The sequence below is a fragment of the Methyloversatilis sp. MC4-4 genome, from assembly GCF_049843555.1.
Taxonomy (GTDB): domain Bacteria; phylum Pseudomonadota; class Gammaproteobacteria; order Burkholderiales; family Rhodocyclaceae; genus Methyloversatilis; species Methyloversatilis discipulorum_B.
The window spans coordinates 345,049-367,497 of record NZ_JBBHZK010000003.1 but is presented as its reverse complement, the minus strand read 5'-3'; the positions used below and the strand labels follow the sequence as shown (position 1 = coordinate 367,497).

Here is a 22,449-nt window from a genome sequence, read left to right as displayed (position 1 = left end):
CGGCGTGGAGCCGCTGCTCTTCCTCGCCCACCGGCTGCCCTTTCCGCCCAACAAGGGCGACAAGATCCGCTCCTTCCATCTGCTGAAGCATCTGGCGCGCCGCCACGCCCTGCATGTCGGTACCTTCGTAGATGACCCGGCCGACCTGCCGCACCTGCCCGAACTGTCGGCGATGTGCGTGCAGCTGCACACCGAAACCATCGCCCCGCGCAGCCGCAAGCTGCTGTCGCTGCGCGCGCTGGCGACTGGCGAGGCGCTCAGCGTCGTCTACTACCGGTCGGCAGCGATGCAGCGCTGGGTCGATGACACCATCGCTCGTCACGGCATCACCAAGGCCGTCGTGTTCTGCTCGACCATGGCGCAGTACCTCGACCGCCACCCGCAGGTGCACCGTATCGTCGATCTGGTCGATGTCGATTCGGCCAAGTGGTCCGAGTACGCGCCGCGTCACCGCTGGCCCATGTCCTGGCTGTACCGGCGCGAAGCACGCACGCTGCTCGATTTCGAGGCGGGCGTGGTTGCCGCCGCCGACCGCAGCCTGCTGGTCACGCCCGCCGAGGTGGCGCTGTTCGAATCGCTGGCGCCCACGCTGAAGGGGCGCGTCGAGGCGCTGCCCAACGGCGTCGATGTCGACTTCTTCAACCCGGCGAACGCCGGCGCGAACCCCTATGCCTCGGGCGTGAAGCCTGTCGTGTTCACCGGTGCGATGGATTACTGGCCCAATATCGACGCCGCCTGCTGGTTCGCCAATGAAGTGATGCCGCGTATCCGCGCCGTCGAACCGGCCGCGCATTTCTTCGTCGTCGGCATGAATCCGGCGCCTGCCGTGCGCGAACTGGAGAAGACCGGCTTCGTCACGGTGACCGGTCGGGTTGATGACGTGCGCCCCTGGGTCGCGCACGCCGCCTGCGCGGTGGCGCCGCTGCGCGTAGCACGCGGCATCCAGAACAAGGTGCTGGAAGCGATGGCGCTGGCACGGCCGGTGGTTGTCTGGCATACGCTGTCGGCCAGCCTCGACGCACAGCCGGGGCGCGATTTCCTCGCCGCCGACGCGGCCAGCTACGCCGAGTGCGTGCTGGCATTGTTCGATCCTGCTTACGCGCAGGCGATCGGCCAGGCGGCGCGTGCCCGGATCGAACTGGTCTACCGCTGGGACAGCGCGCTGGCTGCGCTCGATGCCTGGCTCGATGCGCCTGCTCCGGCGCGTTCAACCCCACACGGAAGCACACCCGATGTACAACCCGACGTCCTCCATGCCCGCAGCTGATACCGGACGCAGTGCTGCGTCCTGGCGGACGGCCGGGCCGGTATTCCTGCTGCTGTTCGCACTGCTGCTGTGGCTCTACTGGGGCACCGCCGCGTCGATGGCGGAAATCTGGTGGCGTTCGGAAACCTTCGCGCACGGCCTCATCGTGCCGCCCATCTTCCTCTGGCTGGTGTGGCGCAAGCGGGCGGCGCTCGCGGCGCACGTGCCGCAACCCTGCGCGTGGGGGCTGGCCGCGCTGGCCGTTTCTCTGGCCGGCTGGCTGGTGGCCGACGTCGCCGGCGTGCAGGTGGTGCGCCAGCTGGCCTTCGTCGCCAGCATTCCGTCGCTGGTCGTCGCCGTGCTCGGCTGGCGCGTCGCCTGGGTCATCGCCTACCCGCTGGCCTTCCTCTTCCTCGGTGTACCGATGGGAGAGGGCCTGATGGTGCCGCTGATGAACTACACGGCCGACTTCACCGTCGCGTCGCTGCAACTGCTCGGCTTCCCGGTCTATCGCGAAGGCACTTTCTTCGAACTGCCGTCCGGCAGCTGGTCGGTGATCGAGGCCTGCAGCGGGCTGCGTTACCTGATCGCGTCGCTGACCGTCGGCGCTCTGTTCGCTTACCTGAGCTATCGCACGCTGTGGCGTCGTGCCGCCTTCATCGTTGCATCCCTCGTCGTGCCCATCGTCGCCAATGGTTTCCGCGCGCTGATGATCGTGCTGCTCGCGCACTACTCGGACATGAAGCTGGCGACCGGTGTCGACCACATCATCTACGGCTGGGTGTTCTTCGGCGTCATCATGCTGCTGCTGTTCTGGGTCGGTTCGTTCTGGCAGGAGAAGGAAGCCGACGATGTCGCGCCCGGCGCCGGCTCGATCGCGTTGCGGCCGGTCCCGATGCTGCGCACCGCGCTGACGGCGGCTTCGGCGGCGCTCGTGTTGCTGCTGCCTCCGCTCTATGCGGCGCAACTGGCGCAGCGCGAACTGCCGGCATCACCACAACTGGCGCTGCCGGCCGAACCCGGCGACGGCTGGGCGCTCGATGCCGGACCGGCGCTGACCGACTGGCGGCCCACCTTCCAGAACCCGGACCGCGAGCGCACCGTGCAGTACCGTCGCGGCGACGAGGTCGTGGCCGTTCATCTGGCCTGGTACGGCCGCCAGCGACAGGACGCCGAACTGATCAATTCGCGCAACTTCATGATCCGGCAGGAGCACGACGTGTGGTCCAACGTCGGCGAGCGCGTGGTCGATACGCCGGCGCATCCGGTGCGGGAGACGCGCCTGCGCTCGACCGCGCTGCGCCTGCTCATTCACGACTGGTTCGTCGTCGGCGGTGAGCCCACCGTCAGCAGCGTGCGCGCCAAACTCATGTTCGCCCGATCGCTGCTGCTGGACGGCGAGGACAGCGGCTACGCCGTGGTGCTGTGGACGCCGCAGCAGGGTGAGGATCCGGCGGCACGCGCGCGACTGACGGCCTTCGCCGCCGTGATCGAACCGCACCTGGGCAAGGCGACTGCGCCGTGAAGCGCGTCGTTCACGTGGTGCATCACTTCGGCACCGGCGGCATGGAGAACGGGATGGTGAACCTGTTCAACAACTTTCCGCCGGGCGATTTCGAGCACCACGTGGTCTGTCTGCAGGGCCACTCGCACTTCGTCGAGCGCATCCGCGACGGCCGGGTCACCTTCCACGACGTGAAGAAGGCGCCGGGCAAGGACCCGGCGCACTACCTGCGACTGTGGAGGATGCTGCGCGCGCTGCGTCCCGACATCCTGCACACGCGCAATCTGTCGGCGCTGGAAGCGGTGCTGATCGGCTGGCTGGCCGGCGTGCCGGTGCGCATCCACGGCGAGCACGGGCGCGACGTGTTCGACCTCGACGGCAGCAATACGCGCTATAACCGGCTGCGCCGGCTGGTGCGCCCTTTCGTCCACCGCTATCTGACGGTCAGCCGCGACCTGCAGAACTGGTTGCGCGACGCCATCGGCGTCGATGCGGCGCGCGTCACGCAGATCTACAACGGCGTGGACAAGCAACGCTTCACGCCGCGGACCGACGCGAGCCGCAGCGTGCTGCCGGAGTCCTTCCGTGGCAACGCCTTCGTGATCGGAAGTGTCGGTCGCATGGTCGGTGTGAAGGATTACCCGACGCTGGTGCGCGCCTTCATTGACGCCGCGCGGCGGCCGGGCGGCGAGCGCCTGCGCCTGGTTATCGTCGGCGACGGCGGCGAACGCGCCGGCTGTCAGGCGCTGCTGGACGACGCCGGTCTGGCCGATCGCGCCTGGCTGACCGGCGAGCGCAAGGACATTCCCGAACTGATGCAGGCTTTCGATCTGTTCGTGCTGCCGTCGCTGGGCGAAGGTATTTCCAACACCATCCTCGAAGCGATGGCCTGCGGACTGCCCGTTGTGTCCACCGCGGTCGGCGGCACGCCGGAACTGGTGGACGATGGCATCAATGGAAGGCTGTTCATGCCCGGCGACGTCGCGGCGCTGTCGGCCTGCGTGCAGGAATACGCATCCGATGCGGCGCTGCGGGATGCGCACGGAAGTGCATCACGGCAGAAAATCGAGGCCTCCTTTAGCATCGAAGCCATGGTTGCCGCGTATCGCGACGCCTATCTTGCGCTGTCCGCGAAGCAAGGTCGCCCCGGCAGCTCCACCACCTGACAGGATTTCCCGCATGTGCGGTTTCGTTGGCATTTTCGACACGCGCAACCGGCGTGATGTAGGTCGCGACGTGCTGCACCGGATGAACGAGGCGCAGCATCACCGCGGTCCCGACGAGGGCGATCTGCACCTCGAACCCGGCGTCGGTCTCGGTCACCGCCGGCTGTCCATCATCGACGTGGCGAGCGGTCAGCAGCCGCTGGCCAATGAGGACGGTTCGGTCATCGTCGTGTTCAACGGCGAGATCTACAACTTCCAGTCGCTGATTCCGGAACTGACCGCGCTGGGCCACACCTTCCGCACGCGCAGCGATACCGAAGTGATCGTGCACGCCTGGGAGCAGTGGGGCGAAGCCTGCGTCGAGCGCTTCCGCGGCATGTTCGCGTTTGCCCTGTTCGATCGCAATCAGGACGTGCTTTTCCTGGCGCGCGACCGTCTGGGCGTGAAGCCGCTCTTCTATTCGCTGCTGCCCGACGGCCAGCTCATCTTCGGTTCCGAGCTGAAGGCGCTGACCGCGCACGGCGGCCTGAACCTCGATCTCGACCCGCTGGCGGTCGAAGAGTATTTCGCGCTTGGCTATGTGGCCGACCCGCGCACCATCTACCGCCACGCTTTCAAGCTGGAGCCGGCGCACAGCCTGCGCATCCGCCGCGGTGAAACACCGCCGGCGCCGCGTCGTTACTGGGACGTCGACTTCGGCCACGTCGAGGCGATCGACGAAGTGCAGGCCGAAGAGGAGCTGATCCGCCGGCTGCGCGAATCGGTCAGCCTGCGCATGATTTCCGAAGTGCCGCTGGGCGCCTTCCTGTCCGGCGGCGTCGATTCGTCGGCGGTGGTGGCGATGATGGCGCAGTCCTCCGACACGCCGGTGAATACCTGCGCCATCGCCTTCGACGATCCGGCTTTCGACGAATCGAAGTTTGCGCAGCAGGTGGCCGACCGCTACCGCACCAACCACCGCGTCGAAATGGTGGCCTCCGACGATTTCGACCTGATCGATACGCTGGCCTGGCTGTATGACGAGCCCTACGCCGACAGCTCGGCGCTGCCGACCTACCGTGTGTGCCAGCTGGCGCGCAAGCACGTGACGGTGGCGCTGTCCGGCGACGGCGGCGACGAGAGCTTCGGCGGCTACCGCCGCTACCGCATGCACCTGATGGAAGAGCGCCTGCGTTCGCGCCTGCCGCTGGGCGTGCGCAAGCCGCTGTTCGGTACGCTGGGCCAGATCTACCCGAAGGCGGACTGGGCGCCGCGCGTCTTCCGCGCCAAGAGCACGTTCGAATCGCTGGCGCGCACCTCGGTGGAAGCCTATTTTCACTCGGTGTCCATCCTGCGCGACCCGATGCGCGCCCAGCTGTTCAGCCCGCGGATGAAGGCCGCTCTGGGCGGCTACAACGCGGTCGAGGTGTTCCACCGCCACGCCGCACGCCATACCTCGGACGAGCCGCTGTCGCTGGTGCAGTACCTCGACCTGAACACCTATCTGGTCGGCGACATCAACACCAAGGTTGACCGGGCCAGCATGGCGCACTCGCTGGAAGTGCGCGAACCGCTGATGGACCACCCGCTGGTCGAGTGGCTGGCCACGTTGCCGGCCTCGCTGAAGATACGCGGGCAGGAAGGCAAGTACCTGCTGAAGAAATCGCTCGAACCGCATCTGCCGCACGACATCATGTACCGGCCGAAGATGGGCTTTTCGGTGCCGCTGGCGCGCTGGTTCCGCGGCCCGCTGAAGCAGCGCGTGCGTGACGCGGTGCTCGGCAGCCGTCTGGCCGACACCGGCTGGTTCAACCGCCCCTATCTCGAACACCTGGTCGACGCGCACCAGTCCGGCCTGCGCGACTACAGCGCGTCGCTGTGGACCCTGCTCATGTTCGACGCCTTCCTGCGCAATCAGGAAGCGTCGGCCATCCGTGCCGCCGCCTGAAAGAGACACCGATACCGATGCGCATCCTGCACGTACTGGATCACTCGATTCCGCTGCACAGCGGCTACACTTTCCGCACCGCCGCCATCCTGCGCGAGCAGCGCAAGCTCGGCTGGGACACGCACCACGTCACCAGCGTCAAGCACACCGCGCCCGGCCCGCTGGTCGAGGAGGTCGATGGCCTCACCTTCCACCGCACGCCGTGGACGCCCGGCACCATCGACCGCGTACCGGTGCTGCGCGAGCGGGCGCAGATGCGTGCGCTCGAAGCGCGACTGTTCGAGGTCGCGCGCGAGCTGAAGCCGGACGTGCTGCACGCGCATTCGCCGGTGCTGAACGCCTTTCCAGCGCTGAACGTCGGGCGCCGGCTGGGCATTCCCGTCGTCTACGAAATCCGTGCCTTCTGGGAGGACGCCGCAGTCGATCACGGCACCACCACCGAAGGCAGCCTGCGCTACCGCGCCACCCGCGCGATGGAAACGCGCGCGGTACAGCAGGTCGATGCCGTCACCACGATCTGCGAAGGTCTGCGTCGCGATCTGGTGGCGCGCGGCGTGCCGGAGTCCAAGATCACCGTCATCCCCAACGCAGTCGACATCGACAACTTCGCTTTCGGCGTCCCCGGCGACGACGCGCTGCGCGCCGAACTGGGGCTGACCGGCAAGCGGGTACTCGGCTTCATCGGCTCCTTCTACGCCTACGAGGGTCTGGACCTGCTGCTGCGCGCGCTGCCGGCCATCCTGCAGCAGGCGCCGGACATCGCGCTGCTGCTGACCGGCGGTGGGCCGCAGGAGGAGAACCTGAAGAAGCTGACGCAGGAACTCGGCCTGCAGGCGCACGTGAAGTTCACGGGTCGCGTGCCGCACGCGCAGGTGCAGCGTTACTACAGCCTGGTCGACGTGCTGGTCTATCCGCGTCATTCGATGCGTCTGACCGATCTGGTGACGCCGCTCAAGCCGCTGGAAGCGATGGCGCAGGGCCTGCTGCTGGTCGCGTCTGACGTCGGTGGTCACAAGGAGCTGATCCGCGACGGCGAGACCGGCATGCTGTTCCGTGCCGGCGACGCGGAAGATCTGGCGCGCAGCGTGCTGCGGCTGCTGGCCATGCAGGACCGCTGGCCGCAACTGCGCGAAGCGGGGCGGCGCTATGTCGAAACCGAGCGCAACTGGACGAACTCGGTCGCGCGCTATCGCGACGTCTATGGCCGGCTGACCGGCCGTGCCGCTGCATGACGCAGCGCGGGCCGCACATCGTCGTATTCTCGACGCTGTTCCCGAACGGTGCGCAGCCGCAGGCCGGCGTGTTCATCCGCGAGCGCATGTTCCGTGTCGGCGCCGAACTGCCGCTGACCGTGGTTGCACCGGTGCCCTGGTTTCCGTTCCAGTCGCTGCTGCGCCTGATCCGGCCGCACTTCCGTCCGGACGTCCCGCGCATCGAGGTACAGCAGGGCGTGACCGTGCTGCATCCACGCTTCCTGTCTGTGCCCGGACTGTTCAAGCGTCTCGACGGCGTACTGCTGGCGCTCGGCGCACGCGGCACGCTGGCGCGCCTGAAGCGTGAGGGCCGTCTGGACGTGCTCGACGCCCACTTCGCCTATCCCGACGGCTATGCGGCCAGTCTGCTGGCGCGCTGGCTGCACGTGCCGTTCACGATCACGCTGCGCGGCACCGAAGCCCGCCACGCGCGCACGCCCGGCCTGCGCGAACGTCTGCTCGCTGCACTTGAACGGGCCGATCGCGTGTTTTCGGTGTCCTCCTCGCTGGCCGACATCGCCGCCGGCCTCGGCATCGCCCGCGACAAGCTGCAGGTGGTGGGCAATGGCGTCGATACGCGCAAGTTCCATCCGGTCGACCGTGACGCGGCGCGGCGCGCGCTGGACATTCCGGCCGACGCCACGGTGCTGATCAGCGTCGGCGGCCTGACCGAGCGCAAGGGCTTTCACCGCGTGATCGAGCTGCTGCCGGCGCTGCGCCACGAAGTGCCGGAGCTCCTGTTCCTGATCGTCGGCGGCGCCAGCGCCGAAGGGGACTGGGGGCCGCAGCTCAGGCAACAGGTGCGCGAACTCGGGCTGGAGGACTGCGTGCGCTTTCTCGGCACCCTGCCGCCGGAGGCGCTCAAGCAGCCGCTGTCGGCGGCCGATGTGTTCGTACTGGCGACGCGCAACGAAGGCTGGGCCAATGTTTTTCTCGAAGCGATGGCCTGCCGGCTGCCGGTCGTGACGACCGATGTCGGCGGCAATCGCGAGGTCGTCTGTCGCGATGAACTGGGTACCGTCGTACCCTTCGGCGACGCCGCCGCGCTGCAGACGGCGCTGTCCGCCGCGCTCGCGCGCGACTGGGACCGGGATGCCATCCTGGCCTACGCGCGGGACAATGAATGGGATGGACGCGTGGCCGCACTGGTCACCGCGTTCAGGGCGCTGGGCCGCAGCGGAGCGGTCGCCGCCACCGACGAAGGAGTCAGACGAGTTGGCTGAAGCATCGAAATGGGCGCATGTGCGCGAGCAGATCGAGTACCGGACCCTGCTCGCGTCCAAGTGGTGCGTGCAGCGCCTGCCGCGTGCCGCGGGGGCACGCCGTCACGTGTTTGTCGCCGGCATGCAGCGTTCGGGCACCAATATGCTGATGGACCTGATCGAGCGCAGCATGCTGACCGACGTCTATCACGAGCGCGACCCGCGCGCCTTCGACAACTACATGATGCGCGAGCTTCCGGTGATCCGCCGGCTGGTGGAACAGTCGCGTGCGCCGCACTTCGTCATCAAGTGCCTGTGCGAACTCGATCGCCTGCCGGCGCTGATGAGCGAGTTCCAGCCTTCGAAGGCGCTGTGGATCGTGCGCGAGTACCGCGATGCGGTGAATTCCGCGCTGGTGTCCTTCGGCCGCTTCTCGCAGCAGATCGACCGCATCGTGCGTGGCAAGGCCGATGGAGAGTGGTTTGCCGGCGGCATGTCCGATGACACGCTGCGCCTGGTGCGCGAACTGTGGCGGCCGGACATGAACGAGGCGACCGCTGCCGCGCTGATCTGGTATTTCCGCAACCTGCTGTTCTTCCAGATGAAGCTGGATCGTAATCCGCGGGTGAAGCTGCTGTCCTACGAATCGCTGGTGACCCACCCGGTCGAGGAGTGCGAAGCGGCCTTCCGCTTCATCGACCTGCCGTTCACGCCCTTCATCACGCGCAAGGTGTTCGCCAGCTCGATCAGCAAGAAGGCGCCGCCGCCGGTCGAACCGGCGGTTGCCCAGCTGTGCGACGAACTGATGGCGCGCTTCGCCGCCGTGCGGGGGACGCATGCCTGATCTGCGTACCCGTCTGGTATCCGGCCTTGTCTTTCCGTTGCAGGAGCGGCTGAAGAAGCACAGCACGGTGGCCGACCGGCGTGCGATGGAGGACAGCCAGTGGTGGCCGCGCGAGCGGCTGGAAGCGCTGCGCGTGCAGCGGCTGCGTGCGTTGCTGACGCATGCGGCGGCACACGTTCCGTACTACCGCGATCTGTTCGCGCGCATCGGCTTCGATCCGGCTGCAGTGTCCAGCCTGACCGACCTGCAGCGGCTGCCCTTCCTCGACAAGCCGCTGATCCGCGCCCACACCGACGCACTGAAGGCGGACGATGCACGCGGGCTGGCGCGCTTCAACACCGGCGGGTCGAGCGGTGTGCCGCTCATCTTCTACATCGGCCTCGAACGCGTCAGTCGTGACGTTGCCGCCAAGTGGCGTGCCACCCGCTGGTGGGGCGTCGATATCGGCGATCCGGAGATCGTGCTGTGGGGCAGCCCGATCGAACTGGGCGCACAAGACCGCGTGCGCCTGCTGCGCGATCGCCTGATGCGCACCCGGCTGCTGCCGGCTTTCGAAATGTCCGACGCGAAGGTCGACAGTTTCATCGACGAAATCCGTGCGCTGCGGCCGAAGATGCTGTTCGGCTACCCGTCGGCGTTCGCCCACATCGCCCGCCATGCGCAGCGGCAGGGCGTGCGCATGGACGACCTCGGCATCAAGGTGGTGTTCGTCACGTCCGAACGTCTGTACGACCACCAGCGCACGCTGATCGAACAGAGTTTCGGTGCACCGGTTGCCAACGGTTATGGCGGGCGCGACGCCGGTTTCATCGCGCACCAGTGCCCGTCTGGCTCGCTGCACATCACCGCCGAGGACGTGATCGTCGAAATCGTCGATCGCGAAGGTCGGGTGCTGCCGCCGGGAGAGTCCGGCGAGATTGTCGTCACCCATCTGGCCACCCGTGACTTCCCCTTCGTGCGCTACCGCACCGGCGACGTCGGCGTGGTGGTGGCGCCGGACGACGCGCCCTGCGCCTGCGGTCGCACGCTGCCGGTGCTGAAGGAAGTGCAGGGCCGCAGCACCGATTTCATCGTCGCCCGGGATGGCACGGTGATGCACGGCCTGGCGCTGATCTACATCGTGCGCGACATGCCCGGCGTGGCCGGCTTCCGCATCGAGCAGGAAAGCCTGGATCTCACCCGGGTCAAGGTGATGACCGAGCCCGGCTTTCCGGCCGACGGCGATGCGCGCATCCGCGCCGGCATGAAGGCGCGCCTCGGCGAATCGGTCGAGGTCGTGGTCGAGCACGTTGCGCAGATCGCGGCCGAAGGCTCGGGCAAGTTCCGCTACGTCGTCAGCAAGGTGGCTGCATGATCGAGGTGACGCGTCGTGCGTGACATCGTCGTCACCATCGCCGTATTCGGCATGTTGCCCTTCATCCTGCGTACGCCCTGGATAGGCATCCTGGTGTTCACCTGGCTCAGCCTGATGAACCCGCACCGGCTGGCCTACGGTTTTTCGCTGAGCTTTCCGTTCGCGATGATCGTTGCGCTGACCACGCTGGTGGCGCTGCTGTTCTCGAAGGAGATCAAGAAGATCATCTGGACGCGCGAGAGCATCATCCTTGCGCTGTTCGTGATCTGGATGTGCATTACGACGACACAGGCGATCTACCCGGCCGACGCGCAGATCCAGCTGGACAAGGTGCTGAAGATCCAGCTGATGATCTTCGTGGCCTTGATGATCATGCGCAGTTTCGACCGCATCGAGGCGCTGGTCTGGGTGTCGGCGGCGTCGATCGGCTTCTATGGCTTCAAGGGCGGCATCTTCACCATCCTGCGCGGCGGTGTGTTCCGCGTGCAGGGACCGCCCGGCACCTTCATCGGTGGCAATAACGAGATCGGTCTGGCGCTGGCGATGACCGTTCCGCTGCTTTACTTCATGCGGTCGCGGGCGGCCAATCCGCTGCTCAGGCTCTTCCTGACCACCTGGGTGGTGCTGACCGCCTTTGCGGCGATCGGTACGCAGTCGCGGGGCGCAATGCTGGGCATGGCATCGATGACCGTGTTCATCTGGCTTAACAGTCGAAAGAAGATACAAACTGCCATCCTGCTGGCGGTGACCGGCTACGCGATCGCCAATTTCATGCCGCAGTCCTGGTACGACCGCATGAGTACCATCGAGACGCACGAGGAGGACAAGTCCGCTCAGGGGCGCGTCAATGCCTGGTGGACCAGCTTCAACATGGCGAACGACCGCATCTTCGGCGGCGGTTTCGAGTGCTGGAAGCGTCAGGTGTTCGCGATGTACGCACCCGACCCGACAAACGTGCGCGACGTGCACAGCGTCGTGTTCGAGGTACTCGGCGAACACGGTTACATCGGGCTCGGCCTGTTCTTTGCCCTCGGCCTGTGCACCTGGCTCAGCGCAGGCTGGAGCGCCCGCCGGGCGCGCAAGATGCCCGACATCGCCTGGGTGGCGGACATGATGCGCATGGTCCAGGTGAGCCTCATCGCTTACGCGACCGCTGGCCTTTTCCTCGGGCTGGCCTACTTCGACTACTACTACACGCTGATCGTAGTCGTTGTCGCGACGACCTGGCTGATCCGCCAGCGCATCGCAGGCCTGCCGGACGTCGACTGGGCCCGCGCGCGGCCGGCCGGGCTGTTCGCCGGTGGCCGCATTCCACGACTGTGGCCCTGGAAGCCGAGACTGCAACCGGCCCAGCCCGGCGCTCCGGGGTGAGAGCGGGAGACCTGGCATGGATTTGAAGGAGGCCTGGCGCATCCTGCGCCGACGTCTGAACAGACGCGCGATCGGCGAAGCGCAGCTGACGCAGCGCTATCAGAAAGTGCACGGTCGTCCATTCGACCCGGCACGCGTCGAGCGCTTCACCGAAAAGGTGCTGCAGCGAATGCTCGTCGTGAACAGGCGCGGCAATGCAGTTTATTCACGCCTCAGCGACAAGTACGCGGTGCGCGACTATGTGCGCGAGAAGGTTGGCGAAGCGCATCTGGTCGATCTGATCTGGTCGGGCACCGACCCGCGGCGCATTCCTTTCGACCGACTGCCGCCGAAGTGCGTCATCAAGACGAACAATGGCTCCGGCGGCAACATCCTGATCGACGGCGCATTCGACCGCGATGAGGTCATCGCGCGGCTGACGGAGTGGCTGGGCAAGGACTACTACTGGATCGACCACGAATATCACTACGCGAAGATCAAGCCGCGCGTCGTGATCGAGGCCTATCTCGACGATGGTCAGGAGAACGGCCCGCTGGATTACAAGCTGTGGTGTTTCGACGGCGTGCCGCAGCTCGTGCAGGTCGACGACTGCCGGCACGGCATCAACGCCTTCTACGATCGCGACTGGACATTGCTGCCCTTCCGCTACCGCGACAACCAGAAGGATTTCGACATGCCGCGCCCGGCCAATCTCGACCGGCTACTCGAAGTCGGCGCCCGTCTGTCCGAGGGCTTCGATTTCGTCCGCGTCGATCTGTACAACGTGCACGGACAAGTCTATTTCGGCGAAATGACCTTCACCCCCTTGGGCGGCCGCATGCGCTTCCGCCCGGATGAATGGGACCTGACCGTCGGGCGCTTCTGGCAACAGGCGAACTGATCTGCGGCGCAGTATCAGCGTTTCAGTGTCAGCGTCTCAGTGTCAGCGTTTCAGATCGTGCGTATGCTCGACCGTCTGCCGCATCACCGCCGCCCACGAGAAATCCCGATGTGCCCGCGTTTCCGCACGGGCGGCGCAGGCCGCGCCGAAGCCGGTCGTCGGGTCGAGCAGCGTGAACAGCGCTTCGGTCACCGCGGGCAGTGAATTGCCGTCGCAGCGCAGACCCGTTTCGCCGTCGAGCACGGCCGAGCCGGTGCCGCCGGCCATGCCGGTCAGCGAGGTGCGGCCGCAGGCCGCCGCCTCGATATAGACCATGCCGAAACCTTCGGTGTCGGCGCCGATGTCGCGGTTGGGCATCGCGAACAGATCGCTCGCCGCGTACCACAGCGGCAGATCGTCGGCGCTGACGCCGCCGAGCAGGTGGATGCGTTCCGGCATTTCCGACGCGGCACGGATGCCGGCCAGGTACTCGGCGTCCTCACCCTTGCCGATCACCGCGTGGTGCACGTCCAGCCCGCGGCGCACCAGCTCCGGCACCGACTGCATCACGTAATCGAAACCCTTGCGCCGCGACAGCCGGCCGACCGACAGGATGAGCTTGGCCTCCGGCTTCACGCCGAGCGAGGCGCGCAGCTTCGAGCCATCCAGTCCCGGGCGGAAGCGCTCGGTGTCCACGCCGGGATTGATGATGACCACACGTTCCGGCTGCACGCCCATGTCGAGCAGCAGACCGCGCGTGAATTCGCTGTTGGCGATCACGAGCTGCGCGCCGCAATAGGCCTCGCGCATCGCCTTGACCCGACGCGGCTGGCGCCACGTCGTGATTTCCTCGCCGTGCGCGTAGATGACCACGGGCAGGCGCAGCAATCGGCCGGCGCGCACGGCGACCAGGCCTTCGGGCAGCACGCGGCCGGCGTGGATCTGGGTGACCGGATGGCGCCAGCCCACGCTCAGCGTCTTCAGGAAGAACTCGAGATAGACCGGTAGCGACTCCGGACGCAGCCATGGATAGCGCTTGAGCCCGAGACGATGGATGGTGTTCGGGCTGGCGCGGTCGTGCTCTTCGGCACCCGGCACGTCGGCGGTCAGGATGTGCGTGCCGGCGCCGCCCATGCGGCGGTACACCTCGTCGAACCACACCGCCGTCCCGCCCTTGGTGGGCTGGAACAGTTCGGTGATGACCAGGAATCGGGCGTCGGGCGTGTTCATCGCCTCACCCGTCCAGTCGCGCATTCGGATGCGCGGCCAGCCAGTGTTCGAGCATCATCAGCACCCAGATCATCACGCCATAGTAGGAGGCGTGTTCGCTGCGGTGGCGCTCCAGCAGATGCTTGACGAAATCGGGCTGCACGACGCCGCGCTGCGCCAGCGCGTCGAGCGCGTCGTGTGCCATGCGGCTGAGCTGCGGGTCCTGCTGCATCCACAGGCCGAAGGGCAGGCCGAAGCCGTGCTTGGACTTGGTGATCGTCGCCTGCGGCAGAAAGTCCTTCAGTGCGTCCTTGAAGAACCAGCGCAGCTGGCCATCGCGCACCTTGTAGTCGGCCGGCAGCATGGCCGAGAAGTCCATCAGCCGCTCGTCGAGAAGCGGGTAATGAACCTCGATGTCGGCCAGTTCGCACATGCGCGACACCTTGCGCAGGTCGCTGTCGGCCAGCGTCTGCTTCAGGTCCAGATGCATCATGCGGTTGACCATGGCCTGCGACCGTGTGCGGCCGTACACCTCGCGCGCGATCGCGCGCGGGTGGTCCGGGTCGATGCCGCGCAGCAGCCGCTCGGGCAGGATGCGCGATGCGCCCTCACGTTCGACGTGGTTGAACACCTCCATCCGGTCCGGCAGCGGAATGCTCGCGCGCTGCACGTAGTTGCGGCCCTTGCGCAGCACGCCGACCGCCAGCGCATCGGGCAGCTGGCCGAGCACGCCGTTCAGTACTGCGCGCAGCGGTGCCGGCACACGGCCGTAGCGCTCGAACACTTCCTGATCGGCATAGCGCGCGTTGCCGCCGAAGATTTCGTCGCCCCCGTCGCCAGCCAGCATCAGCGTGCGGCCGTCGGCGCGCGCCATGCGGGCGCAGAAGTAGGTCGGCACCGCCGAGGCGTTGCCGAAGGGTTCGTCGTAGATGGCTGCGATCTTCGGGATCGCTTCGGCAACATCGGCCGGGGTGACGTAGTACTCGTGGGCGGTGCAGCCGAAATGACCGGCGGCGATGCGCGCGAACTCCATTTCGTCGAAGCCGTCTGCGTCGAAGCCGATGGAATAGGTGTCGGGGCCGCGACCGGTCACACGGGCCATCATGCCGGCGACGGTCGAGCTGTCGGTGCCGCCGCTGAGGAAGGCGCCGACGCTGTCGCGGGTGGTCGCGTCGCGCACCGACGATTCGAGCAGCTCGCGGAACTGCGCCGCGTAGCGGGCATAGTCGTCGGGCGTATCGTCGGCGTAGGGCATGCTCCAGTAGAAGCCGGTGCGCAGTGCGCCGTCGCGCAGATGCACGTATTGCGCCGGCAGCAGCTTGAATACGTCGCGGTAGATGGTGGCCGGTGCCGGCACCATGTGGCAGTAGAGGTAGTCGTACAGCGACTGCGGATCGATCGCCGGGCGCACTGCCGGGTGCGCGGTCACCGCGTCGGTGGTCGCGCCGAACACCAGCGTGCTGCCGCGCAGCGCGTAGCACAGCTCCTGCGCGCCGACGCGATCGATGGCGAGCAGTGCTTCGTGCCGTGCGCCGTCGACCAGGGCGAGCGAGAAGCGTCCGCGCAGCGATTCGAGCAATGCCGGACCGCGCTCGCGCCAGGCCTGCAGCAGCGACTGCGCCATGCCGGTGTGTGCGGCGCGCGCGGCGAGGTCGGCGTCCGCCCACGACGGCTTGCCGGCCAGTGCCAGCAGCAGGTCACCGTCCTTGCACACTTCCGTATCGCCGGGGCGGGCGCGCACCGCCACCGCGGCGCGGCCACCGAGACGGAACTGCACGCCGGCATCGGACAGGCCGCCAAGCCGCTCGGCCATGTTGCCGATCAGCCCGGTGCGATCGTCGAGTGGTGCATTGGGCGGATTCGGGCCGTCAAGCCAGCCGCAGATCTTGCTCATCGTTCTTCCTTTTCAGTGCGGACGCACTCGCTGGTGCCCCTTGCGCGGTACGTCTTCATCGTTGTGCTCCAACCAGGCGGTCGTACAGCCGGCTGTAGCCCTGTGCGACGCTGTGCAGCGAGAACTGCTCCTCGGCGATGCGCCGGCCGTTCTCGCCCAGCGCGCGTCCGGCCGGTGACAGGCCGCTGCACACGGCCAGTGCCAGCGCCTGCGGGTCGTCCGGCGAATACGTATAGCCGGTGCGGCCGTGCTGCACCAGATCGCGGGTGCCGCTCACGTCGGCCGCGACGCAGGGCAGACCGCTGGCCATCGCCTCCAGCACCACGTTGGGCAGGCCTTCGCGGTGCGAAGGCAGCACCAGAAGGTCGGCTGCGCGCAGATAGCGCTCCACGTCGGCACTGCGCGGCCGCAGCATGAAACGCTGTGGCGCCTGCCGGCCGAGCGCGTTCAGGCGGGCGATCAGTTCGCCGTTCGGGTCCTCGCGACTCTGCGGGCCGACGGCGACCAGCAGGGCGCCGGTGCCGAAGGCGTCCTGATGCACCCACTGTGTGGCCAGCCATTCGATATTCTTGCGCGCGTCCATTACACCGGCGTACAGCGCCACCGGCACGTCGGCCGGCAGTCCGAGTTCACTGCGCAGCGCCGCGCGGGCGGCGGCGTCGGCGGGGTGAAAGAGCGCGGTATCGACACCATTCGGCAGATAGTGGATGCGTTCGGCCGGCAGTCCGCAGTCGTTGAACTCGCGCACCAGATCGCGGCTGATCGCGACGCAGGCGTCGACCTGGCGCAGTAGCGCACGGTGCAGCCGACCGCTCAGCGTGCGGCCGATGTCGTGCAGGTCGTCGTTGGCCAGGCTGGCCTTGACGATGGACTTCAGACCGGCGGCGCGTGCCAGCGGTCCGACGATGGCATTCGTGTAATAGGCGCCGTGGCTGTGCAGCACGTCGAAGTCGTGACGGCGCCGCCAGACGTAGGCGCACAGATTGGCCCACAGCCGCAGTTCGCGATGCTTGGCACCGCGTCCGGCGTAAAGACGCGTGACCGGAAAGCCATCCACCGTGTCGTGCTCGGGCAGATCGCGCCAGCGCACCGTCACGAATTCGACATGATGGCCGAGCCTCCGCAACTGTCGCGCCAGCATCAGCGCCTGCTGCGCAGCGCCACTGAACTCGGGCGGGAAATAGGTCGAGTACATGAGCACGCGCAGCGGCCGCGCCGCAGCCAGACTGGCGGGCGTGAGGTCCTGCTGGGACGGTGTGCTCGATGCGCTGTGCAGGCTCATGCGGGCCGGAGGCGGTCGGGTGCGTAATGGGCGACTACTGTAGCCGAGCCTGCGCCCCTGCGACGAGGGAAGATGCCGCACTGCAGGGTGTTCGCCCGGTCAGCTGTCGTGCCGCGCCCGCCACGCCGCGAGGTTGATCAGCCCCCATACGCGGTGGGCAGCGCGCGTGTCTCCGGCGATGAAGCGATCGCGCCAGCGGACCACTTCCGCCGGATCGAGACCGGTTCGCTCGATGGCGGCAGTGTCGCCCAGGTGGCGTCGCACCAGTCTATGGTCGTGGCCGCGCAACAGCGCGACGAGGTCGATATTGAAGCCGCGCTTCGGTGTATCCCAGATGGCTTCGGGCACGTGCCGCGCCAGCAGGTCGCGCAGCAGGCGCTTTTCGCGTCCGGCCTGCCAGCACCACGCTTCCGGCATCGCCTGCAGCAGGCGGCTGACGTCGGCGGCGCCAAAAGGGTGTTCGATGCGCAAGCCGGTCGCCAGCGCGGCCTGGCGGATGCGGTCGTCCGGCTGCGCCTCGCCCTGCAGCACCGACAGGCGCTGCAGATGCGAACGGCCGGCCAGCGCCGCGTGCTCACGATAAAAGCGGGTGCCCGACAGATCGGCTGCGCGACCGGTCAGGCGGGCGATGTCGGTGGCGTTGAAGCCGTTCCAGCGGATGAACAGGTCCTGTGCCACGTCGAAGCGGAACATCCGCGCGTAGCCGCCGATCAGCGGCAGTGCCTGCAAGGTGCCGGCGATGGCGCGGCGCAGCGGCGCCGGGATGCGGGCCACGTGATCGTGCGCGATGCGCCGCCAGCGCGCCGGCATCAGTCCGGCCAGCGCCTCGGCACCCGTGCCGTCCAGCGCGCGGTCGGACTGCTGCGCGCACGCCTCGTACAGCAGCCGCGTCGGCATGCCGGCCGGGTCGCAGTAGGGCTGTTCGGCGTGCGCGTGCGCCCGCTCGAACACGGCTTCCAGCGCGTCGAGGTCGGGGCGCAGCACATGGTGGCGCAGGCCGAGGTGGGCGGCGATGCGCGCCGCGGTGGCGGATTCGTCCAGTGTCGCGTCGTCGAAGCCGACCGACCACGCTTCGATCGCGTGACCGCCGTCCTTCGCCAGCGCACACAGCAGGGCCGAATCGACGCCGCCGCTGAGGAAGGCGGCCGGCGCGTGCGCGCCGTCCAGCCGGCGCGCGATGGCGGCCAGCAGGCGGGCATGGACTTCGTCGCAGGCTGCGTCATAGTCGGCCGGCAAGGGCGGCGCTGCCGCATGCGGCAGCGCACGCACGCCGCCGCTGTCGAACACCAGCGCGGCGCCGGCTTCGAGCGCGTAGACGCCGTCATGGATGGTGTTCGGTGCAGCGATGTCGAGGAAGCGCAGGAATTCGTCGAGCCCGCGTGCCGAGATGCCGGGCCGGGTCGGCAACTGTGCGAGCAGGGTGTCGAGCCCCGTGGCGAAATGCAGGCAGCCCTGCGCGTCGCGGTGCCAGAACAGCGATACCGAGCCGGCCGGGTCGCGCGCCAGCAGCAGCCGGCGTTGCGCGCTGTCGCAGGCGGCCAGCGCGTAGCGGCCATCGGCGTCCGGCGCGACGCCGTCACGCAGCGGGTCGTTCAGCGTTTCGCCGCGGAACAGCTCGCCGGCGAGATGCAGATCGGCCGCTGCCGCTGGCGGCCGGAACCATCCCGGCGATAGCGTCAGTTGGCCGCTGCGTGGATCGAAATGTCCGTGCGCCGTCGCGTTCATGTAGATACCGCCCTGAGCCACTGACGCAGCGCGGTCAGCGGGTGACCGGCAGACAGGGATTGCCGCGCCAGCGAGCGCAGTTCGCGCCGGCGCAGCGCGTCGATGCGCGCCGCAAGGTGCTGCGCCTGGGGCCACTGCGCGAGGCGGCCAAGCACGTCGATGTAGGCGCGCTGCATCGCCGTGGTGTCGCGCGACAGATTGCTGTCATGACGGCGGCGCAGCAGCGCCAGGCCCGGATGCCACAGCAGCGGGAAACGCGCGGCGCAGCGCAGCCACAGGTCGAGATCCTCGACCAGCGCGAGTGAGGTGTCGAAACCGCCAAGTGCCTCGAAGGCGTCGCGACGCATCACGACGCCGCCGGTGGTGACGAAGTCGGCATCGAGCAGCTTGTCCAGCGGATCGACGACGCGATTGGCGTCGCCGAAGAAGTCCGCACCCAGGCCGCCCTGTTCGAACAGCGTTCGTGCGTGCGGCCGAGTCGTGCCGTCGCCGACGTCGTCGAACTGACGGCAATCGCCGAACACCATCGCCGCATCGGGCGTCGCCTCCAGCAGCGCGAGCCGCGCGGGCAGACTGTTGGCCGGCCACAGGTCGTCGGCGTCGAGGAAGGCGATGAATTCGCCGCGGCCCGCGGCCACACCGGCATTGCGCGCGGCGGCGGGTCCGGGCGCCGGGCTGTCGATGACGCGCGCGCCGGCCGCGCGGGCGATGTCCGCGGTGTCGTCGCTGCAGTGGTTGGCGACGACGACGATGTCCGGTGCCGACGAGAGTGGCTGGGACTGCACGCTGGCGATCGCGTCGGCGATCCAGCGGGCCGCGTTGTGCGCCGGGATGACGACGCTCTGCATCGCTGCGTCAGACCGGGCGGCCGGTCAGCATGGCCAGCGCCAATGACAGGATGAGGCGGCCGCGCGCCAGCGGCGCCAGCGCGAAGGCCTGTACAAGATCGCGCAGCGCGGCCGCGCGCTCACCGTCGCGGTAGCGCCACTTGGCGTAGTCGGCCAGCACGCCGGCCATCGCGGTGCGCCAGAACGCGCCACGGTCCGGGGGTGGCAGCAGATCCCGATTCTTGTTCATCACCTGCAGCGCGCTGTTGCGCATCACTTCGCGATTGCGGCTCATGCTGCCCGGTGCACGCAGGATGCACACCTGCGCCTCACGCACGCAGCCGAAACGGGTGATGGCAGCGAGACGCATCCACATGTCGATGTCTTCGAGACTGCGCAAGGCGGTGTCGAAACCTCCGGTCCGCGCGAACAGCTTGCGCTGCGCCATCACGGCGGAGCCGCTGCCGGCGACGGTGGCGTTGGTGGCGAAGATGTCGCGCAGGATGGCGCCGTGCGCGCCGCTGTCTTCCCAGGTGCCGACCTGCCTGCCCTCGGGGTCGACGATCAGCGCCGCGGTCGAGCAGAAACCGATGTCGGTCTGCGCGTCGACCAGGTCCAGCTGCGCGGCGAGTTTGCCCGGTAGCCACCAGTCGTCGGCGTCGAGAAAGGCTACCCAGTCGCCGGTCGCGGCGGCGATGCCGGCGTTGCGCGCGGCGGACAGCCCGGCGTTCTGCTGTGTCACGACGCGGATGCGATCGCCGTAGCCGGCCAGCACCGTGGCGGTGTCGTCGGTCGAGCCGTCATTGACGACGATCAGTTCGAAGTCACGAGCGGTCTGCGCCAGCACCGAGTCGATGGCGCGGGCGACACACCAGGCCGCGTTGTACGCGGGGACGACGACGCTGACGCGCGGGCCGCTCATGCGCCGGTGTCGTAGCCGAGACGGGTCTGCATCGGCGCGATGCGGTCGAGGATGCGCTCGATCAGTTCCGGGTTCTGCTGCTTCCACTTTGCCTTCGCCGGCTTGCCCTTGACGATGCTGGTCGGGCGCTGGTCCAGCGTGCGGCAGCGCTGTTCGATGTCCGGCGTGAAGTCGAGGTCGAGCCGCGCATAGACGTCGCGGAACATGTCGACCGGTCGCTCGAACAGGTCCTCGTAGCGCAGGTGTATCCAGCGGTCGGCCGGCAGCGCGGCGGCGGCGTCGAGCGCCAGCTGGTTGGCGCTGATCCACTGGAAGGCGCACACCTCCTCGATCGACGCGTGGTTGTAGGCCTGCCAGCCTGGCGCGAGGAAGAAGGCCCAGTCGGTGTACTCGCCGCCGTTGATCGCCACCGGCTCCGGGAAGTCGCCGAGGAACTGCGACAGATGGAAGTCGCCGTCGGTGCGGCCGAGGCGCCAGCCGTCGATCATCGAGCTGATGTTGTCGCGGCCGTCGCGCTGGATGAACACGAACTTCGCCTCCGGGAACAGCGCGTGCAGGTAGCCGATGCGCATCACGTTGATGCAGGTCTTGTCGAGCACGCGGCCGCCGCCGAGTCGACGGTAGAAGAAGCGCAGCGCTGCGTCGCGGTGTTCCGGCTTTGCGTGTTCGGCGCCGGCGGCTTCCGAATGCCAGCCGTTGTTGAGCGGACCGTACAGCTCGTTCCAGAACTGCGGGATTTCGAAACCGAGGTTCACCAGCTGTTTCGACGCGCCGATGGTTTCGAAGGTGACCGTGGTGCCGGAACGCGAACAGCCGACCAGGAAGACCGGCGGCTGCGGCGTCGGGCGGGTCAGATCCCACCACAGGCCGCGCGCATCACGCTGCAGTTCGACGATGTTCTTGGCGACGATGTCCGGATCGCGCAGCTTGGCCAGTTTGTTCAGCATCGAGGTCCGTTCAGCGATTCTTCAGTGCGCCGTGCAGCTCGCCCAGGGAGGCGGCCAGGCGCACGAGGTAGTGGCGGCGGCGGTTGGCCGTCAGCGACGTGGCGGCCGAGCCGAAATAGCCGAGGGCCTTGCGCACCATGTAGGCGGCCGGGCGCACGCCATCGACCTGGGCAACCGAGGACGAGCGGATGAAAGCCTTGCGCACGACGTAGCCGGTGCGCAGCCGTGCGCCATCGACGAAGTGATACTGCACCATGTCGGGTGCGTAGATCAGGCGTGCGCCGAGAGCGAGGCCGCGCTTGACCCATTCGATGTCCTCTGCGCCGCCGAGGTTGTGCCCCTGCGGGCCGAGTTCGGTCGAGAAGCTGCCGATGCGTGCGAGCCAGGCGCTGCGTACGGCGAGATTGCCGCCGCCGGGAATCGCCTTGCCGGTGGGGACTTCGATACAGTCGTCGCCGAGATCGAAGCGCGGAACCGGCAGCGGATAGACACGATAGGGACCGGTGTCACGCGCCCAGTCCGGCTCGCTGCCGTCCCAGTCGGGCAGGATGCGGCCGCACAGCAGGTCCGCTTCCGGGTGGCGGTCGAAGGCGGCGCAGACGGCTTCGATATACCCGGCGTCCACCCGGTGGTCGTCGTCGACGAAGGTGACGCAGTCGGTGGTGATGCCGGGCAGTGCGCGGTTCAGTGCATTCGACTTTCCCGGGCGGGGCTCGTGGTCGAAGTCCAGCGGGATGCCGTGTTGACGCTTTGCCAGCCAGTCCAGGGTGTCGTCGGAACAGGCGTTGGCCATGACGCGTATGCGCACGTCCCAGTTCGCCGGGAGGCGGCAGGCATCGAGCGACGCCAGTGCCCGCGACAGCAGTTCACGCCTGTCGTGGGTGCAGATCAGTACCGTCAGCGTGTGCATTGCAATG

18 protein-coding genes are annotated in these 22,449 nt (G+C 67.8%); 10 read left to right on the top strand and 8 right to left on the bottom strand.

The features are described from left to right. Positions 1 to 4: 4 nt before the first annotated feature. The 10 genes from WDZ97_RS14695 to WDZ97_RS14650 are packed head-to-tail and all read left to right on the top strand — an operon-like array spanning position 5 to position 12,747. On the top strand, positions 5 to 1,267 hold the full coding sequence (locus WDZ97_RS14695) for a TIGR03087 family PEP-CTERM/XrtA system glycosyltransferase (RefSeq protein ID WP_425763243.1): 1,263 nt from the start codon (positions 5 to 7) through the stop codon (positions 1,265 to 1,267). Further along, positions 1,254 to 2,771 (top strand): exosortase A, encoded by a 1,518-nt coding sequence (gene xrtA, locus WDZ97_RS14690; protein ID WP_425763242.1) that lies wholly within the window; start codon positions 1,254 to 1,256, stop codon positions 2,769 to 2,771. The genes WDZ97_RS14695 and xrtA overlap by 14 nt, the downstream gene beginning before the upstream one ends. Further along, positions 2,768 to 3,916 carry a TIGR03088 family PEP-CTERM/XrtA system glycosyltransferase gene (locus WDZ97_RS14685; RefSeq protein ID WP_304005840.1) on the top strand — a complete coding sequence of 383 codons (1,149 nt, stop codon included), beginning with the start codon at positions 2,768 to 2,770 and terminating at the stop codon, positions 3,914 to 3,916. The genes xrtA and WDZ97_RS14685 overlap by 4 nt, the downstream gene beginning before the upstream one ends. A 13-nt stretch (positions 3,917 to 3,929) precedes the next feature. Continuing rightward, complete coding sequence (locus tag WDZ97_RS14680; protein WP_425763241.1) at positions 3,930 to 5,843, top strand: XrtA/PEP-CTERM system amidotransferase; 1,914 nt, start codon at positions 3,930 to 3,932, stop codon at positions 5,841 to 5,843. A 17-nt stretch (positions 5,844 to 5,860) separates the two neighbouring features. Further along, positions 5,861 to 7,075, top strand: coding sequence for a TIGR04063 family PEP-CTERM/XrtA system glycosyltransferase (locus WDZ97_RS14675; protein WP_425763240.1), 1,215 nt, complete (start codon positions 5,861 to 5,863; stop codon positions 7,073 to 7,075). Beyond that, positions 7,072 to 8,319, top strand: coding sequence for a glycosyltransferase (locus tag WDZ97_RS14670; protein ID WP_425763239.1), 1,248 nt, complete (start codon positions 7,072 to 7,074; stop codon positions 8,317 to 8,319). The genes WDZ97_RS14675 and WDZ97_RS14670 overlap by 4 nt, the downstream gene beginning before the upstream one ends. Beyond that, positions 8,312 to 9,142, top strand: a complete 831-nt coding sequence (locus WDZ97_RS14665; protein ID WP_304005833.1) for a sulfotransferase domain-containing protein — start codon at positions 8,312 to 8,314, stop codon at positions 9,140 to 9,142. Before WDZ97_RS14670 ends, WDZ97_RS14665 begins: the two co-directional genes overlap by 8 nt. Next, a complete protein-coding gene (locus WDZ97_RS14660) occupies positions 9,135 to 10,496 on the top strand; it encodes a phenylacetate--CoA ligase family protein (protein WP_425763238.1) in 1,362 nt (453 codons plus the stop codon). Before WDZ97_RS14665 ends, WDZ97_RS14660 begins: the two co-directional genes overlap by 8 nt. Positions 10,497 to 10,511: 15 nt before the next feature. Then, on the top strand, positions 10,512 to 11,867 hold the full coding sequence (locus tag WDZ97_RS14655; protein WP_425763237.1) for a putative O-glycosylation ligase, exosortase A system-associated: 1,356 nt from the start codon (positions 10,512 to 10,514) through the stop codon (positions 11,865 to 11,867). A gap of 16 nt (positions 11,868 to 11,883) precedes the next feature. Beyond that, the gene (locus WDZ97_RS14650; RefSeq protein WP_425763236.1) at positions 11,884 to 12,747 is read left to right on the top strand and encodes an ATP-grasp fold amidoligase family protein; all 864 of its coding nucleotides are present in this window, start codon (positions 11,884 to 11,886) and stop codon (positions 12,745 to 12,747) included. A 42-nt stretch (positions 12,748 to 12,789) separates the two neighbouring features. On the opposite strand, the gene WDZ97_RS14645 is transcribed toward WDZ97_RS14650, so the two are convergent. The 8 genes from WDZ97_RS14645 to WDZ97_RS14610 all read right to left on the bottom strand — a co-directional run bounded on the left by WDZ97_RS14645 (position 12,790) and on the right by WDZ97_RS14610 (position 22,442). After that, positions 12,790 to 13,980: a glycosyltransferase family 4 protein gene (locus WDZ97_RS14645; RefSeq protein WP_425763235.1), complete on the bottom strand. Its 1,191-nt coding sequence runs from the start codon at positions 13,978 to 13,980 to the stop codon at positions 12,790 to 12,792. Next, the gene (locus WDZ97_RS14640) at positions 13,961 to 15,829 is read right to left on the bottom strand and encodes an asparagine synthetase B family protein (protein WP_425763234.1); all 1,869 of its coding nucleotides are present in this window, start codon (positions 15,827 to 15,829) and stop codon (positions 13,961 to 13,963) included. The genes WDZ97_RS14645 and WDZ97_RS14640 overlap by 20 nt, the downstream gene beginning before the upstream one ends. Before the next feature lie 55 nt (positions 15,830 to 15,884). After that, on the bottom strand, positions 15,885 to 17,111 hold the full coding sequence (locus WDZ97_RS14635; protein ID WP_304005821.1) for a glycosyltransferase family 4 protein: 1,227 nt from the start codon (positions 17,109 to 17,111) through the stop codon (positions 15,885 to 15,887). A 99-nt stretch (positions 17,112 to 17,210) separates the two neighbouring features. Then, positions 17,211 to 18,836, bottom strand: coding sequence for an asparagine synthetase B family protein (locus tag WDZ97_RS14630; protein WP_425763233.1), 1,626 nt, complete (start codon positions 18,834 to 18,836; stop codon positions 17,211 to 17,213). Beyond that, complete coding sequence (locus WDZ97_RS14625; RefSeq protein ID WP_425763232.1) at positions 18,833 to 19,684, bottom strand: glycosyltransferase family 2 protein; 852 nt, start codon at positions 19,682 to 19,684, stop codon at positions 18,833 to 18,835. Before WDZ97_RS14625 ends, WDZ97_RS14630 begins: the two co-directional genes overlap by 4 nt. Before the next feature lie 7 nt (positions 19,685 to 19,691). Beyond that, positions 19,692 to 20,585 carry a glycosyltransferase family 2 protein gene (locus WDZ97_RS14620; protein ID WP_425763231.1) on the bottom strand — a complete coding sequence of 298 codons (894 nt, stop codon included), beginning with the start codon at positions 20,583 to 20,585 and terminating at the stop codon, positions 19,692 to 19,694. Further along, positions 20,582 to 21,532 carry a sulfotransferase family protein gene (locus WDZ97_RS14615; RefSeq protein ID WP_425763230.1) on the bottom strand — a complete coding sequence of 317 codons (951 nt, stop codon included), beginning with the start codon at positions 21,530 to 21,532 and terminating at the stop codon, positions 20,582 to 20,584. The genes WDZ97_RS14620 and WDZ97_RS14615 overlap by 4 nt, the downstream gene beginning before the upstream one ends. A 10-nt stretch (positions 21,533 to 21,542) precedes the next feature. Continuing rightward, on the bottom strand, positions 21,543 to 22,442 hold the full coding sequence (locus WDZ97_RS14610; protein ID WP_425763229.1) for a glycosyltransferase family 2 protein: 900 nt from the start codon (positions 22,440 to 22,442) through the stop codon (positions 21,543 to 21,545). Between the last annotated feature and the right edge of the window lie 7 nt (positions 22,443 to 22,449).

What these genes read in the sequence shown, in the direction of transcription:
- xrtA (WP_425763242.1), top strand. Translation starts at nt 1,254, where the DNA reads ATGCCCGCAGCTGATACCGGACGCAGTGCTGCGTCCTGGCGGACGGCC.
- WDZ97_RS14625 (WP_425763232.1), bottom strand. Translation starts at nt 19,684, where the DNA reads ATGCAGAGCGTCGTCATCCCGGCGCACAACGCGGCCCGCTGGATCGCC.
- WDZ97_RS14650 (WP_425763236.1), top strand. Translation starts at nt 11,884, where the DNA reads ATGGATTTGAAGGAGGCCTGGCGCATCCTGCGCCGACGTCTGAACAGA.
- WDZ97_RS14610 (WP_425763229.1), bottom strand. Translation starts at nt 22,442, where the DNA reads ATGCACACGCTGACGGTACTGATCTGCACCCACGACAGGCGTGAACTG.
- WDZ97_RS14620 (WP_425763231.1), bottom strand. Translation starts at nt 20,585, where the DNA reads ATGAGCGGCCCGCGCGTCAGCGTCGTCGTCCCCGCGTACAACGCGGCC.
- WDZ97_RS14635 (WP_304005821.1), bottom strand. Translation starts at nt 17,111, where the DNA reads ATGAGCCTGCACAGCGCATCGAGCACACCGTCCCAGCAGGACCTCACG.
- WDZ97_RS14615 (WP_425763230.1), bottom strand. Translation starts at nt 21,532, where the DNA reads ATGCTGAACAAACTGGCCAAGCTGCGCGATCCGGACATCGTCGCCAAG.
- WDZ97_RS14630 (WP_425763233.1), bottom strand. Translation starts at nt 18,836, where the DNA reads ATGAACGCGACGGCGCACGGACATTTCGATCCACGCAGCGGCCAACTG.
- WDZ97_RS14675 (WP_425763240.1), top strand. Translation starts at nt 5,861, where the DNA reads ATGCGCATCCTGCACGTACTGGATCACTCGATTCCGCTGCACAGCGGC.
- WDZ97_RS14680 (WP_425763241.1), top strand. Translation starts at nt 3,930, where the DNA reads ATGTGCGGTTTCGTTGGCATTTTCGACACGCGCAACCGGCGTGATGTA.
- WDZ97_RS14670 (WP_425763239.1), top strand. Translation starts at nt 7,072, where the DNA reads ATGACGCAGCGCGGGCCGCACATCGTCGTATTCTCGACGCTGTTCCCG.
- WDZ97_RS14645 (WP_425763235.1), bottom strand. Translation starts at nt 13,980, where the DNA reads ATGCGCGACTGGACGGGTGAGGCGATGAACACGCCCGACGCCCGATTC.
- WDZ97_RS14660 (WP_425763238.1), top strand. Translation starts at nt 9,135, where the DNA reads ATGCCTGATCTGCGTACCCGTCTGGTATCCGGCCTTGTCTTTCCGTTG.
- WDZ97_RS14640 (WP_425763234.1), bottom strand. Translation starts at nt 15,829, where the DNA reads ATGAGCAAGATCTGCGGCTGGCTTGACGGCCCGAATCCGCCCAATGCA.